Below are 13,742 nucleotides of genomic sequence, written 5' to 3' on the forward strand. Positions count from 1 at the left end.
TGTCAGCCGAACGGCCGCAACCCTTGACGCAAGCCGAACAGGAACAACAGCAGATCATTGTCTGGCTGCGCCACGGCTTGCTGTTTTGCCACACGCGGCAGAGCGCACTGCCCTGCCTGATCAGCTTTGCTGAATACTGTTGGGCCCGGTTCGTCCCAGGCAGCAGCAGCCGCCGTCGTCACCACCAATGCACCCACCAGAAACAAAGCTCGAGCTATTTCTAGTTTCATTGCTCTAACCCTTTGACAGCGCTGCCAAACGCCATCTGGTAAAAATAGAGCAGTGTTTGCCACTCTGCCTCGTTGAGTGACGAATGGCGGCGTAGCTGACCCAAGTCGTTCAGCGCTGCACGCTGGCGACTGATGCGCCGCCGGCACTTCTCCAAATCGAGCAACGCGACTTCAGCGCGGGCTTGCTCGCCCTCGCCACTGATCTTGATGAATACATGCTTGCCGTAAAGGCAGCCATGCTGCCAATGACCCAGGTGCATGCGCGCCAGATTGTCGGCCAAATCCTTGAGCATGCGTTCGTGCAGCACCTGCGGATAGCGCTCCCGCGCACCTTCGGCATGCCAGGTATCCAGATCGACGAAGCCATCCAGCGCTTCGCTGACCAACAGCGCGCGCCACTGGTGATCGCCATCGCGTTGAGCACCGCAGTAGACGATGCGCGGCACGCGCACACCCAGTTGTTCGAAGCTGTGCAAGGCGTCCTGCTCGCGCAGCACCGTTGGCCGGCCAAACGGATGCAGCAGGCTGCGATAGAGATGCCCGACCTGACGCTTGGCATACAGCAGCTGCCCGCTCGCGTCGTTCAGCCGCTGCACGCCGCTTTCGCCGCCGCGCCGCTGATTGGGTTCCTCGACCCACTCACCCTGCTGTTGCCAGTAGTAATCGAACTGCGAACCGCGACTCTGGGCTACTGCCATGAATGCCTACCCCTTGCGTAATACGTAAACTCGCCACATGGCGTAGAACGGCAGGAAGTCCAGACGTTCCTGAATGCGAAAGCCGGCAGCCAAAAATTCTTGCTCGACTGTGTCAGCGGGTAACACGAAGCGGTTTTGGTAACTGCCCTGCTCCGCTTTGGCGCTACGACGCTGCTCAAGCTTTTTGCGCCGCCAGGCTTTGAAATTGCCATCAACCCACAGCGACAGGATTACGCTGTCGCGGCTAACCCGATGAAACTCCGAGAGAATGGTCTGGCGATGGGCCGCTTCGCCGATGTGGTGGAACAGGCGCATGCAGAAGATGCTGTCCACGGCGTTGTCCGGCAGATCGATGGCAAAGGCTGAAGTCTGCAAGGGCCGTACCCGCGCCACCACTTCTGGCGGTTGCGCGGCACAGGCTGTCTCGATCATCGCTTCGGAGTTGTCGGCGCCAATGATTACCCGATTGGTCTTTTCCGCCAGCAGCGGCCAGAAGCGGCCAGCGCCGCAGGGCAGGTCGAGCACCAGGCCAGGGTCACCCGCCAGCGCCAGGGCGCGCCGTGCCAGTTGCTCATCACGCTGGTGCGACAGGCGACGAGCCAAGCCATCTTGGTGCTTGAGGAAGTAGTCACGCGCGTGTTGCTGGTCGTACTTCTCGGAAAATTCGAGTTTGATGGGGCTACGCATTGGGCATCTCCAGACTCCAGTGCGCTCACCTTAGGTAAGCGCACGTTGGAATCAGGTCATGCCAATGTGAAAAATCTGTCGGACTTTTCCACAAGTTTTGCAAGAAGTTACTAATTACTTGGTAGAGGGCTCTTGGCCGATCAGCGTGCCCGCTTCCGGCGCTGTCGCGCCCTGGCTGAGGTCGACCTGGAAGCGACACCCGTGTGGCAAAGTCGCGCTCAGGGTGACCCGCCAGCCCTGGTCGTCACAGATCCGCTGCACCAGCGACAGGCCCAGGCCCAGGCCCTCGCCGCGGCGCTCGTCGCCACGCACGAAGGGGCGGAACATCGCTTCGCGCTGCTCTTCCGGGATACCCACACCACTGTCCTCGACACTGAAACCGTTAGCCTCCAGGCTCAGGCGGATGTAGCCACTGTCGGTGTAGTGCGCCGCGTTGCGCAGCAGGTTGCCCATCACCGATTGCAGGAAGGTAGCGTTGTACAGCACCGAGCTGGCGCTGACCCGACCGTCGTAGTACAGGGTCAGGCCCTTTTGCTCGACGGTATCGCGCCAGACGCCGATCAGATCGTCGGCCACCTCACGCAAAGTCGCCTTGGAGGCGACCGCGCCCTCATCGCGCTGGGCGCGGGCGAGCATCAGGAAGGTCTTCACCAGCTCGCGCATCTCCTCGGTGGCGCGGGCGATGCGCTCCACCTGGTTACGCGCGCGGCTGTCCAGGCCGGGGTTTTCCATCAGCAGCTCGCAAGAAGTGGCCAGTACCATCAGTGGCGTGCGCAACTCATGGCTGACGTCACTGGTGAACAGCCGCTCGCGGGTCAACGCATCGCGCAACCGGCCCAGGGTGTCATCGAAGGCCACCGCCAACTGGCCAACCTCGTCCGCCGCATAGTCCGGGGCCAAGGGCGGCGCCAGGCCGAGCAACTGATCGCGATGGCGAACCTGGCGCGCCAGGCGGATTACCGGGGCCATCACCCGCCGGGCCAGCAGCCAGCCGAGGAACACCGCCAGCACCAGGCTGAGCACGAAACCAACCACCACCACTGCGAACAACACCCGCTCGCGCTCTTCGAAATCACTCTGGTCCTGCAACAGCACGTAGTGCCGACCGTCCACTACCTCGACCATAGCGTGGTAAGACAACTGATCGCGGAACACTTCATGGAAACCGGCGTTGAGGTGGCGCAAGTCCTTGGGCAACTCGAAATCGTCGCGCCCGCCACTGAAGTAGAACAGCTGGTCCGGGCGTGGCCGGTGGCTCCAGTCACTGACGCTGTCCATGCGCAGCAGGCGCTGCAGGTCACCGCCGAGCACGGCAGAGATCAGCCGTTCTTCGACCAGGTGCACGGTGGCGACGATACCGAAGGCGAAGGCCCCGGCCACCAGGGCGCTCATCAAGGCAAAGGCGATGATGATGCGCTGGGCAAGGCTTTGCTTAAACTCCATCGCGACCCTCGGCGAGGCGATAGCCGACGCCGTGGACGGTATGCAGCAAAGGTTTGTCGAAAGGTTTGTCGATCACTTGGCGCAGCTGGTGGACGTGGCTGCGCAGGCTGTCACTGTCGGGGCAGTCATCGCCCCACAGGGCTTCTTCCAGCACTTCGCGGCGCAGCACGTGCGGGCTCTTCTGCATCAGTACCGCGAGCAGCTTGAGGCCCACCGGATTGAGCTTGAGCAAGCGGCCCTGGCGGGTGACTTCGAGGGTGTCCAGGTCATAGCTGAGGTCGGCGACCTGCAACGTGCGACGCCCTCCCCCTTGGCTGCGGCGCAGCACCGCTTCGATGCGCGCGGCCAGCTCCGACAGCGCGAACGGCTTGAGCAGGTAGTCGTCGGCACCGGAGCGAAAGCCCTGCAGGCGGTCATCCAGTTGATCGCGAGCGGTGAGCATGATCACCGGCGTATCGCGACGGGCATCCTCGCGCAGGCGCTTGCACAGGGTGTAGCCATCGATGCCAGGCAGCATGATGTCGAGCACTATCAGGTCGTAGTGCTCGGTCGCGGCCAGGTGCAGGCCAGACAAACCATCCTGGGCACAATCGACGGTGTAGCCCTTCATGCCGAGGTAATCGGCCAGGTTGGCAAGAATATCGCGGTTGTCTTCAACCAAAAGAATGCGCATCGGGGTCTCCTGTGCGGCGCTTTCGCAGTGCGCGGCAGGCGCAGCTTACGGCCATCAATGGCCGGGCGCCAGCCTTGCGGGGATATCGTCGATGCCGACGCTTTTTTCACCGAACCTGCATCTCGCCACAAAAAACAAAAAGCCCCGCACTAGGCGGGGCTTCTCGTTACAGCGAGGGGGTAAGGCTGGCTTACATCATGCCGCCCATGCCGCCCATACCACCCATGCCGCCCATGTCAGGCATGCCGCCAGCAGCAGCTTCCTGAGGAGCATCGGCAATCATCGCCTCGGTGGTGATCATCAGACCGCCGATCGAAGCTGCAGCTTGCAGCGCCGAGCGAGTGACCTTGGCTGGGTCAAGGATGCCCATCTCGATCATGTCGCCGTATTCGCCGGTAGCGGCGTTGTAACCGAAGTTACCCGAACCTTGCTTGACCTTGTCAGCGACAACGCTTGGCTCGTCGCCGGCGTTGGCAGTGATCTGGCGCAGCGGCGATTCAACAGCGCGGCGCAGCAGGGCGATACCGACGTTCTGGTCTTCGTTGTCGCCTTTGAGGTCGACAATGGCTGCCAGGGCACGTACCAGGGCAACACCACCGCCAGGCACCACGCCTTCTTCAACGGCTGCACGGGTAGCGTGCAGGGCGTCTTCAACGCGGGCTTTCTTCTCTTTCATTTCAACTTCGGTGCCAGCACCGACCTTGATCACGGCAACACCGCCAGCCAGCTTGGCCAGACGCTCTTGCAGCTTCTCACGGTCGTAGTCGGACGAAGTCTCTTCGATCTGGGCACGGATCTGCTTGACGCGTGCTTCGATGTCAGCGTCGACACCAGCGCCGTCGATGATGGTGGTGTTTTCCTTGGACAGGATGACGCGCTTGGCGTTACCCAGGTGCTCCAGGGTAGCCGACTCCAGGGACAGACCGATCTCTTCGGAGATGACGGTACCGCCAGTCAGGACGGCGATGTCTTGCAGCATGGCCTTGCGGCGATCGCCGAAGCCTGGCGCCTTGACCGCAGCAACCTTGACGATGCCGCGCATGTTGTTGACGACCAGGGTAGCCAGCGCTTCGCCTTCAACGTCTTCAGCAACGATCAGCAGCGGACGGCCGGCCTTGGCAACGGCTTCCAGAACTGGCAGCAGCTCACGGATGTTGGAGATCTTCTTGTCGACCAGCAGCAGCAGCGGGCCTTCGAGCTCGGCAACCATGGTGTCTGGCTTGTTGACGAAGTAAGGCGACAGGTAGCCGCGGTCGAACTGCATGCCTTCTACGACAGACAGTTCGTTTTCCAGGCCCGAGCCTTCTTCAACGGTGATCACGCCTTCTTTACCGACTTTTTCCATGGCTTCGGCGATGATTTCACCGATGGAGGTGTCGGAGTTGGCGGAGATGGTGCCTACCTGAGCGATGGCCTTGGAGTCGGCGCATGGCTTGGACAGGTTTTTCAGCTCGGCGACGACAGCGGCGGTGGCCTTGTCGATACCGCGCTTCAGATCCATCGGGTTCATGCCGGCAGCGACGGCCTTGAGGCCTTCGTTGACGATGGCCTGAGCCAGAACGGTAGCGGTGGTGGTGCCGTCACCGGCAGCATCGTTGGCCTTGGAAGCAACTTCCTTGACCAGCTGGGCGCCCATGTTTTCAAAGGCGTCTTTCAGTTCGATTTCCTTGGCAACCGAAACACCGTCTTTGGTGATGGTTGGCGCGCCGAAGCTCTTGGCCAGAACAACGTTACGGCCTTTCGGGCCGAGGGTCGCTTTAACAGCGTCAGCCAAAACGTTGACACCAACGAGCATTTTCTTACGGGCGGAATCGCCGAATTTTACGTCTTTAGCAGCCATGATCGTTTAATCCTTGGAATTCTTTGGAGTAACGGGAAATCGGGGAAATCAGCCTTCGATAACGGCGAGAATCTCGTTCTCAGCCATTACCAGCAGGTCTTCGCCATCGACTTTCACGGTGTTGCTGCCCGAGTAAGGGCCGAAAACCACTTTGTCACCCACTTTCACGGCCAGCGCGCGAACTTCGCCGTTGTCCAGGATGCGACCGGTGCCGACGGCAACAACTTCACCGCGGTTTGGTTTTTCAGCGGCCGAACCCGGCAGGACGATACCGCCAGCGGTTTTCGATTCTTCTTCGCTGCGACGGATGACTACGCGGTCATGCAGAGGACGAAGCTTCATTGTCGATCTCTCCCAAATTGTGGTTTTCATCGGCCGGTATCGACACCGGCGGGTTGAGGCATTCCGGCGTTGCCGGGAGGGGCCTGCATCAGGCAAACCCCTGAGTCTTGTCTGGCGTTTCCACCAGAAACCTTGCGGTGACCACATACATGAGGTCGCTGGAAACAATTACAAGGCTTGCCCTGGAAAATATTTCATAGGCTTATCGCAAAACGCACAACGGCCCCTCTCGGGGCCGTTGGGTAAAGGCTTGCAACAATTACTTGTCGCGCCGCTCGTACTCGCCTTCGATGACGTTAGGACGGTGGGCGCCTTCTGGCGGACGGGCATTGAACGGATCGTCCTGGAACGCTCGCTGGCGCATGGCCTGGGCCTCGGCCCGCTGACGCAGCTTGCGCGCCGCCAGGTGACGGGTGAACGGCAGCAGGCAGATCAGGCCGAGCACGTCGCTGATGAAACCTGGGATGAGCAACAGGCCACCACCGACCGCCAGCATCATGCCCTGGAACATGTCCTCGGCGGGCAGCTCGCCGCGCTGCAGGCTCTCACGGGCACGCAGGGCGGTGGCCAAGCCGGCCACACGCATCACCAGCACACCCAGGGCGGAACCGGCGATGATCAGCAGCAGCGCCGGGAAGAAACCGATGGCGGCGCTGACTTTGACGAAGACGAACAGCTCCAGCACCGGAAAAATCAGAAACAGCAGTAGGAAAACACGCATCAAGGGTTCCTCGACGGAAGACAACCTTCCAGTAAGACCTCAAATGGATGCGTGTGCTCGCTTTTTCAACCCTCGACGTGTGTCGCAGATGGCCAGTTGTCGGCGCGCGCCAGCAAAACCAGGGCTTCGCGAACTTGTGTCGGCGTATTGCAGGTGCTTGGAAATGGCAGCCAGTAAACCGCCTGGCCGATGCGCAGGTGCATCCCCTCGCTGTCGATACCGACCATGTGCGCCGCTGGCGTGCGTGGCAAGTCGCTCAGTTCGACGTAGTGGGCGATGGCGTTGGCATGGTCGCTGTTCATGTGCTCGATCATGCTCGCCTCGGCCTTGCCGGCGAAGGTGTTGGCCAGGGTGACCTGGTCGAGCCAGTGGATCGCACCGAAGCCGCCGATGTAGCGGTGGCGCACCGGCTGCAGCACCCAGAAATCGAAGTCATGGGCCTTGTGGTAGTTAGCGGCTTCCGGGAAGTAGCGGTAGTAACGCTCGGCGGCCGCTTCGATGGCCGCTTCATCGGTGAGCTTGTGCGCCTCGGCCATGACCGTCAGGCGGCCGACGGCCTGCACATCTTCGGCGTCGCGCTCACCGACCAGCAGCGAGCACTTGGGGTCTTTGTGCAGGTTGTGGGTGTGTTGGGCGATGCGGCTGATGAGGATCAGCGGATGGCCTTCGGCGTCCAGGCAGTACGGCACGACGGAGCCGAACGGGTAGCCGGGCATGGACTTGGAATGGGTCGAGAGCACGCCGCGGTATTCCTTGAGCAGCAGTTCCCGGGCGGGGCGAAGGGCGTTGGTACTCACGAAAGAGGCTCCTGAAGAAAATCAGCTGCAAGCTATAGCTACAAGCGGCAAGAAAAAGCAAGCCAGCGACGCCGGTTAGAGGTCCGTACGTCCGCTCTTGCTTGGCGCTTGTAGCTTACCGCTAGCAACTGCTTTTACCAGGTAACGCCAAAGCCTGCGGTATAGCGGGTCTTGTCCAGATCGCTGTCGCGGGTGCCCTGGATCATGTCCTTCTCGGCCTTGAGGTTCAGCGAGGCCCACTCGGTAACCTTGTAGCGCAGGCCGATCTCGGCATCCAGCGAGTAGTCGGCGACCCCACCCAGTGGCTTGCCCAGCTCGCCATTGGTGAACAGCTGGACGTTCTTGCCGATCAGGTAGCGGGTGTAGTCCCACTTGACTGCCGCCGAATAGAAGTTGTCCTTGCCGCCATCGCGGTACTGGTAGTCAGTGCGGTTGATCAGCGAGCCGAGCGAGAACGCGCCCAGTTCGTCATCCCAGAACTGGTAACCCGGGCCGGTACCCACGGTGCGCTGGCGAGCCAGGTCTTCGATGTGGTCACGCTTGTATTCCAGACGGCCCTGCCAGAACCATTTCTCGGTGAGGAAACGGTCCAGCGCGTACTCGGCGCTCCAGTTGTTGGTGGTGGTGACGTCGTCCTTGGTTTCGCGGTTGTACTCGCCTTCGGCATTGTGCCGCCAGCGGCCGTGGCGGGCGGTAGTCTTGAAGCTGACGTCGTAGTCGTCGGTGTCGTTCTCGGCGCGCTTGTAGTCCATGGCCAGGTCAACATTGCCCTTCCACAGGAAGTCTTCGACCAAAGGTCGCGGCTTCATGATCTGCTCGATGCTGGCCAGATCGACGGTCTTGGGCGCATCGCCGTTGGCCAGGGTGACCTTGCCTGGCTCGGCGGCCTTGAGCGACTTGGCTTTCTCGCCCGTGTAGGCGTCCTGCTTGACCAGCATCTCCTGATCGCTCTCCAGCGTCTGCACCTGTTTCCAGTCCAGGGCGATGGAGCCGCCATACGGCGTCTCGAGCAGCAGCTTGCCGCCGTCGAAGACCTTGATCTTGCCACTGAGCTTGTCACCGTTCTTCATCCAGACGGTGTCGGCCAATACAGGAGTACACAGGGATGCGGCGATAAGGCAAAGCAAGGTTCTAGAATACATAAGCTGACTACGGGCTCGGTTTGACGAAAAAAGCCGGGCATTATCCAGATACACACGACTAGAGCAAGGACAGACCCAGCCCATGCCGATGAGTTCAACTCTCATTTACCAAGTTGGCACGCCGTTCGGCCTGCCACACCCGGCGCTCGCCTGATGACAGGGGTTTCGCGCCTTTCGGCGGAAGATGCTGATGCCCGACGAATGGCACTGTATTCCGTGCTGGGACAGATTCCTTCGGGCAAGGTCGTCAGCTATGGCCAGCTGGCCGAGCTAGCAGGGCTTGGGCGAGCAGCGCGCTGGGTCGGGCGTACCCTTGGGCAACTGCCTGGGGACACCCGTTTGCCCTGGCACCGGGTGCTCGGCGCCGGAGGGCGCCTGAGCTTGGCACTGGGTACCCCGTCAGGCGACGAACAGCGTGCCCGGCTGCGCGCGGAAGGGGTCAATGTAACCAATAATCGTGTGGATATGACGCGCCATGGCTGGCGCCCAATGGAGCACAGCGGTTAGAGTGCGCGCTTTGTTTTCGTAAACTTGAGGCAGATGTTGGCCCATGCCCCGTAAAACCTGGCGCGCTGCGCTCGCTGCCTATGCCAGCCCGTCAACCCTGGTGCTCTTGCTGCTTGGCTTTGCCGCCGGCCTGCCGTACATGCTGGTGTTCTCAACGCTTTCGGTGTGGTTGCGCGAAGCCGGTGTGGCGCGCGAAACCATCGGCTATGCCAGCCTGATCGGCCTTGCCTACGCCTTCAAATGGGTCTGGTCGCCACTGCTCGACCAATGGCGCCTGCCACTGCTCGGCGGCCTTGGGCGGCGTCGCTCGTGGCTGCTGCTGTCGCAGGTGCTGGTGGTGATCGGCCTGGTCGGCATGGGCTTGTGCGACCCGCAAAAGCATCTGTCGTGGCTGATTGCCTTGGCGGTGCTGGTGGCCTTCGCTTCAGCGACCCAGGACATCGCCGTCGATGCCTATCGCCTGGAAATCGCCGACGACCAGCGCCAAGCCGCCCTCGCCGCCAGCTACATGGCCGGTTACCGGGTCGCCGCGCTGTTGGCCACGGCGGGTGCGCTGTTCTTCGCCGAGTGGTTTGGCTCCACCGGCTTCAGTTACCTGCATCAGGCCTGGACCGGCACCTACGTGCTGTTTGGCGTGATCATGCTGCCTGCGGTATTCACTACCCTGGTGATGCGTGAGCCACCGGTTCCGCTGCGCACTCAACTGTCTGCCGCACGTTATGGCCTGGGCCACCAGCTGGCTTCGGTGTTCGTGCTGATCATCCTGCTGGTATCGGTCCCAGCCAGCTTCACCCAGCTGTTCAATACCGACTGGGCCAGCGTGGTGTTCGGCGACTCGACCGTACTCGACCTGTTTCTCGAAGACCGCGCCTTCCTGCGTCTGCTGTTGTATGTATTGCTGACCTGGGCTTGCCTGTCTTCCCTGGGCCGCCGCGGCCTGGCGCCGGTGCTGACGCCGGTCAACGACTTCATCGCGCGTTATCGCTGGCAGGCGTTGCTGCTGTTGGGTCTGATTGCCACCTATCGCATGTCCGATACGGTGATGGGCGTGATGGCCAACGTGTTCTACATCGACATGGGCTTCACCAAGGACCAGATCGCCAGCGTCAGCAAGATCTTCGGCCTGATCATGACCCTGCTCGGCGCCGGTGCTGGCGGGCTGCTGATCGTGCGTTTCGGCATCATGCCGATCCTGTTCATCGGTGGCGTGGCATCGGCGGCGACCAACATCCTGTTCCTGATGCTGGCCGATATGGGGCCGAACCTGGAAATGCTGGTGGTGACTATTTCGCTGGATAACTTCAGCTCCGGCATGGCCACTTCAGCGTTCGTCGCCTACCTGTCCAGCCTGACCAATTTGAAGTTCTCGGCAACTCAGTACGCCCTGCTCAGCTCGATCATGCTGCTGTTGCCGCGCTTGATTGGTGGTTACTCTGGGGTGATGGTGGAGAAGTTCGGCTATCACGACTTCTTCCTGATCACTGCGCTGCTGGGGGTGCCGACCTTGATCCTGATCGCCCTGCAGTGGCGTCAGGAGATTGGGCGGGGCAAGCAAGCGCCAGTGCAAGGTTCTGCGCCTGAACAACCCTGACAGGTAGAGCTATCGCGGGGCAAGCCCGCTCCCACGCAGCCCACAGCCTGCTGTCATGTTGCGTGGGAGCGGGCTTGCCCCGCGATAGGCCCACTGCTCGGATCACTAAGCCACTGCCCCTTCCCCTGCCTGGCCACCCACCACAAACCACAATGGCCAAAGCGCCAACGCCCCCGCCACACCCGCCGCCAAGGCAAAATGCAACAGGCTCGCGCCCGCCCCGATCATTGCCAGCACCGCGCCACCCAGCCCCAGCAGGGCAATGGTGATCATGCCGAGCATGGCTGACACCAAGCCTTTGCTCTGCTCGCTGGAGAACAAGGTCATGCGGTACAGCACCGCGTTGGCCACGCCCAATCCCAGCGCATACAGCGACATCCCCGCCACCACGCTGGTCACCGACGGCCACAGCCACGTAGCCAGGACCATCAGCGCCAAGCCCGCCAGGTACGGCAGCAGCGCTCCGCGTACCAGGCTCGGCAGCGGATAGCGATCGGCAATGCGGTTGATGATCAGGTTGCCCATGATCAGCCCAGCGAACACCGGCAACTGCCACAAGGCGTATGCCATGGTGCTCAGCCCCTCATCGTGAATCAGCAGCACCGGCGACAAGCCAATCCAGCCAATCAGCGGCAGACCCACCAAGCCCAATGCCGCACTGCCCGCAACGAAGCGGCGGTTGCCCAGCAACTGGCCGTAGCCTGCCAACAGCGGCAGCAGGTGGATTGGTGTGAACGCCAGGCGCGAGCCATCGCGGCGCTCGACCCCAAGGGTTTCCGGCATCAACTTGTACAGCAGCAGCCAGGTCAGCACGGCGCCCACCGCAAAGGCCAGGAACAGCCAGCGCCAGTCCAGCCATTGCAGCATCAAGGTGCCAACCAACGGCCCCAGCAGCGGCGAGAGCAAGGCGATGTTGGCCAGCAGGGCCATCATGCGCACCGCATCGGCCTCACTGAACGCCTCGTTCAACGCCGGGTAGCTGACCGTGACCACGAAACCCAGGCCGATGCCCTGCAGCAGGCGCAGCAGGTTGAACACGCCGATGTCGTGCACCCAATAGGTCGCCAGGCAAGCTGCGCCGAAGATCAGGCAACCACTGAGCAGCAGCGGGCGCCGGCCGTAGCGGTCAGCGAGCGGACCGATCAGCCATTGCAGGACCACCCCGCCCAGCAGGTACAGGTTCAAGGCGTGGGGGATGAACTCGGGGCTGGCGTTGAGCTCATCGACCACCACCGGCATAGCGGGCATGACGGCGTCGCTGGCAAGGTAGGTGAGCAGCTCGAACAGGGCCAGGGTCAGGCCGAACAGCAAGGCTCGCCTGGGGGTGATATACAGCAGTGGTTTCATGGCAGGGATCAACGGGGTACGAAGAAAGGTCAGGTTATATGCCAGAAAAGGCGGGGCCTGGCTGTGAACAAGTGTAAGGGCGCAGAAATGAAAACGTGAGAGCGGGCTTGCCCCGCGAATGCGCCAGTCATTGCAACGATATCGTGCGATGACGCGTATTCGCGGGGCAAGCCCGCTCCCACGATCTTTAAGGGTTACTCGGTGGCCGCTTCCTGCACCACGCGAATCACTCGCTGCGGGAACGGAATGTCGATCCCTTCGGCGCGCAGACGGTCACGTGCATGCTCGTTGAGCATGAACATCACGTCCCAGTAGTCGGCGGTCTTGGTCCAGATACGCAGGGATACCGTGATCGAGCTGTCGCCCAAGGTGGAAATCACTGCCTGCGGCGCCGGATCCTGCAACACGCGTGGGTCCTGGGCGAGCTCCAGCAGCACGTTACGGGCTTTTTGCAGGTCTGCGTCGTAATCGACACCGACATCGAACACGACCTTGCGTGTCGGCTGGCGGTTGGTGTTGGTGATGATGCCGTTGGACAGGCTGCCGTTGGGCATGATCACGGTCTTGTTGTCACCGGTACGCAGCACGGTGTGGAAAATCTGGATGCTGTCGACCGTACCGCTGACGCCTTGCGCCTCGATCCAGTCGCCAATGCGGAACGGGCGGAACAGCAGGATCAGCACGCCACCGGCGAAGTTCGCCAGGCTGCCCTGCAAGGCCAAACCGATCGCCAGGCCTGCCGCACCGATGGCGGCCACGAACGAGGTGGTCTCGATACCGATCATCGACGCCACGCTGACCAGCAGCAGCACTTTCAGGACGATGTTGGCCAGGGTGCTGATAAAGCCCTGCAAGGCCAGGTCGGCGTTGCGCAGGCCTACCAGTTTGCCCAGGCGGGCACTGAGTTTGTTGGTAATCCACCAGCCGATGGCCAGGGTCAGCAACGCCAGCAGCAGACGGCTGCCGTATTCCATGATCAAGGGAAGCCAGGTCTGCGATTGGCGGACCAGCTGATCGACCTCAGCGTTCAAATCCATATTTATCTCCTGATGCCGAACGGCACGTACACAGTAAAGCAGGCCGCAGGATTTCAGCGGCCGCGGACCCGATGGACATCATTGAGCCAGCGTTGTTCCGGGCCGCTGCGCGATCAGTCGCGGAAGTTGTTGAACTGCAGCGGCATGTCGAATTCCTTGGCGCGCAGTGCAGCAATGGCCTCTTGCAGATCATCGCGTTTCTTGCCAGTAACTCGGACCTGCTCACCCTGGATGGCGGCCTGGACCTTGAGCTTGGCATCCTTGATATGGGCGACGATCTTCTTCGCCAGCTCTTTATCGATGCCTTCGCGGAACTTGGCTTCTTGCTTCATTTCCTTGCCCGAAGCGTAGGCATCCTTGGTTTCCAGGCACTTGACGTCGATCTTGCGCTTGACCAGGGCGCCGCGCAGGATTTCGATCATGGCCTCGAGCTGGAACTCGGCCTCGGCGGTCATAAGAACAGTCTGCTCCTTGTCCTTGAATTCGAAGCTACCCTTACCTTTCAGGTCGTAGCGACGATCCAACTCCTTGATGGCGTTGTCGACAGCGTTCTGCACTTCGTGCTTGTCCAGTTCCGATACCACGTCGAACGAAGGCATGGTTGTTCTCCAAAAATAAAGACGCGCTCGGCATGAAGATGGAGCACGCAGGGTTTGATGGTTAAAATGCGGGACACATTATAACGGG

At 61.4% G+C, this 13,742-nt stretch carries 15 protein-coding genes; 2 read left to right on the plus strand and 13 right to left on the minus strand.

Annotation, left to right across the window (positions count from 1 at the left end; translation table 11 throughout):
• Positions 1-2: 2 nt before the first annotated feature.
• The 10 genes from HU737_RS17455 to HU737_RS17500 form a co-directional block, all read right to left on the minus strand.
• The gene (locus HU737_RS17455; protein ID WP_186553897.1) at positions 3-230 is read right to left on the minus strand and encodes a hypothetical protein; all 228 of its coding nucleotides are present in this window, start codon (positions 228-230) and stop codon (positions 3-5) included.
• Positions 227-928: a lipopolysaccharide kinase InaA family protein gene (locus tag HU737_RS17460; RefSeq protein WP_186553896.1), complete on the minus strand. Its 702-nt coding sequence runs from the start codon at positions 926-928 to the stop codon at positions 227-229. Before HU737_RS17460 ends, HU737_RS17455 begins: the two co-directional genes overlap by 4 nt.
• Before the next feature lie 6 nt (positions 929-934).
• Complete coding sequence (locus HU737_RS17465; protein ID WP_186553895.1) at positions 935-1,615, minus strand: class I SAM-dependent methyltransferase; 681 nt, start codon at positions 1,613-1,615, stop codon at positions 935-937.
• Positions 1,616-1,729: 114 nt separating this feature from the next.
• Entirely contained in the window at positions 1,730-3,058 is a 1,329-nt protein-coding gene (locus HU737_RS17470) for a sensor histidine kinase (protein WP_186553894.1), read from the minus strand.
• Entirely contained in the window at positions 3,048-3,731 is a 684-nt protein-coding gene (colR, locus tag HU737_RS17475; RefSeq protein WP_186553893.1) for a two-component system response regulator ColR, read from the minus strand. The genes HU737_RS17470 and colR overlap by 11 nt, the downstream gene beginning before the upstream one ends.
• A gap of 190 nt (positions 3,732-3,921) precedes the next feature.
• Positions 3,922-5,571: a chaperonin GroEL gene (gene groL, locus HU737_RS17480; protein WP_186553892.1), complete on the minus strand. Its 1,650-nt coding sequence runs from the start codon at positions 5,569-5,571 to the stop codon at positions 3,922-3,924.
• 48 nt (positions 5,572-5,619) lie between these two features.
• Positions 5,620-5,913 carry a co-chaperone GroES gene (locus tag HU737_RS17485; protein ID WP_003260750.1) on the minus strand — a complete coding sequence of 98 codons (294 nt, stop codon included), beginning with the start codon at positions 5,911-5,913 and terminating at the stop codon, positions 5,620-5,622.
• 259 nt (positions 5,914-6,172) lie between these two features.
• Positions 6,173-6,634, minus strand: coding sequence for an FxsA family protein (locus tag HU737_RS17490; RefSeq protein WP_186553891.1), 462 nt, complete (start codon positions 6,632-6,634; stop codon positions 6,173-6,175).
• A gap of 65 nt (positions 6,635-6,699) precedes the next feature.
• Positions 6,700-7,431 carry a HugZ family pyridoxamine 5'-phosphate oxidase gene (locus tag HU737_RS17495; RefSeq protein WP_186553890.1) on the minus strand — a complete coding sequence of 244 codons (732 nt, stop codon included), beginning with the start codon at positions 7,429-7,431 and terminating at the stop codon, positions 6,700-6,702.
• A gap of 134 nt (positions 7,432-7,565) precedes the next feature.
• A complete protein-coding gene (locus tag HU737_RS17500) occupies positions 7,566-8,573 on the minus strand; it encodes a DUF481 domain-containing protein (RefSeq protein WP_186553889.1) in 1,008 nt (335 codons plus the stop codon).
• Positions 8,574-8,726: 153 nt separating this feature from the next.
• Between HU737_RS17500 and HU737_RS17505 the strand changes: the two genes are divergently transcribed.
• Both HU737_RS17505 and HU737_RS17510 read left to right on the plus strand, forming a co-directional pair.
• Positions 8,727-9,080, plus strand: coding sequence for an MGMT family protein (locus HU737_RS17505; RefSeq protein ID WP_186553888.1), 354 nt, complete (start codon positions 8,727-8,729; stop codon positions 9,078-9,080).
• Between the two features lie 43 nt (positions 9,081-9,123).
• Complete coding sequence (locus tag HU737_RS17510) at positions 9,124-10,671, plus strand: AmpG family muropeptide MFS transporter (RefSeq protein WP_186553887.1); 1,548 nt, start codon at positions 9,124-9,126, stop codon at positions 10,669-10,671.
• A 105-nt stretch (positions 10,672-10,776) separates the two neighbouring features.
• Here HU737_RS17510 and HU737_RS17515 read toward each other — a convergent pair whose 3' ends face one another.
• From HU737_RS17515 to HU737_RS17525, 3 genes are all read right to left on the minus strand, one after another.
• Positions 10,777-12,018: an MFS transporter gene (locus HU737_RS17515; protein WP_186553886.1), complete on the minus strand. Its 1,242-nt coding sequence runs from the start codon at positions 12,016-12,018 to the stop codon at positions 10,777-10,779.
• Positions 12,019-12,212: 194 nt separating this feature from the next.
• A complete protein-coding gene (locus HU737_RS17520) occupies positions 12,213-13,055 on the minus strand; it encodes a mechanosensitive ion channel family protein (protein ID WP_186553885.1) in 843 nt (280 codons plus the stop codon).
• A gap of 113 nt (positions 13,056-13,168) precedes the next feature.
• Positions 13,169-13,654, minus strand: coding sequence for a YajQ family cyclic di-GMP-binding protein (locus tag HU737_RS17525; protein ID WP_186553884.1), 486 nt, complete (start codon positions 13,652-13,654; stop codon positions 13,169-13,171).
• Positions 13,655-13,742: the final 88 nt, after the last annotated feature.

The organism is Pseudomonas urmiensis, from assembly GCF_014268815.2.
GTDB lineage: Bacteria > Pseudomonadota > Gammaproteobacteria > Pseudomonadales > Pseudomonadaceae > Aquipseudomonas > Aquipseudomonas urmiensis.

What these genes read in the sequence shown, in the direction of transcription:
- HU737_RS17510 (WP_186553887.1), top strand. Translation starts at nt 9,124, where the DNA reads ATGCCCCGTAAAACCTGGCGCGCTGCGCTCGCTGCCTATGCCAGCCCG.
- HU737_RS17515 (WP_186553886.1), bottom strand. Translation starts at nt 12,018, where the DNA reads ATGAAACCACTGCTGTATATCACCCCCAGGCGAGCCTTGCTGTTCGGC.
- HU737_RS17470 (WP_186553894.1), bottom strand. Translation starts at nt 3,058, where the DNA reads ATGGAGTTTAAGCAAAGCCTTGCCCAGCGCATCATCATCGCCTTTGCC.
- colR (WP_186553893.1), bottom strand. Translation starts at nt 3,731, where the DNA reads ATGCGCATTCTTTTGGTTGAAGACAACCGCGATATTCTTGCCAACCTG.
- HU737_RS17505 (WP_186553888.1), top strand. Translation starts at nt 8,727, where the DNA reads ATGACAGGGGTTTCGCGCCTTTCGGCGGAAGATGCTGATGCCCGACGA.
- HU737_RS17500 (WP_186553889.1), bottom strand. Translation starts at nt 8,573, where the DNA reads ATGTATTCTAGAACCTTGCTTTGCCTTATCGCCGCATCCCTGTGTACT.
- HU737_RS17485 (WP_003260750.1), bottom strand. Translation starts at nt 5,913, where the DNA reads ATGAAGCTTCGTCCTCTGCATGACCGCGTAGTCATCCGTCGCAGCGAA.
- HU737_RS17455 (WP_186553897.1), bottom strand. Translation starts at nt 230, where the DNA reads ATGAAACTAGAAATAGCTCGAGCTTTGTTTCTGGTGGGTGCATTGGTG.
- HU737_RS17525 (WP_186553884.1), bottom strand. Translation starts at nt 13,654, where the DNA reads ATGCCTTCGTTCGACGTGGTATCGGAACTGGACAAGCACGAAGTGCAG.
- HU737_RS17465 (WP_186553895.1), bottom strand. Translation starts at nt 1,615, where the DNA reads ATGCGTAGCCCCATCAAACTCGAATTTTCCGAGAAGTACGACCAGCAA.
- HU737_RS17490 (WP_186553891.1), bottom strand. Translation starts at nt 6,634, where the DNA reads ATGCGTGTTTTCCTACTGCTGTTTCTGATTTTTCCGGTGCTGGAGCTG.
- HU737_RS17460 (WP_186553896.1), bottom strand. Translation starts at nt 928, where the DNA reads ATGGCAGTAGCCCAGAGTCGCGGTTCGCAGTTCGATTACTACTGGCAA.
- groL (WP_186553892.1), bottom strand. Translation starts at nt 5,571, where the DNA reads ATGGCTGCTAAAGACGTAAAATTCGGCGATTCCGCCCGTAAGAAAATG.
- HU737_RS17520 (WP_186553885.1), bottom strand. Translation starts at nt 13,055, where the DNA reads ATGGATTTGAACGCTGAGGTCGATCAGCTGGTCCGCCAATCGCAGACC.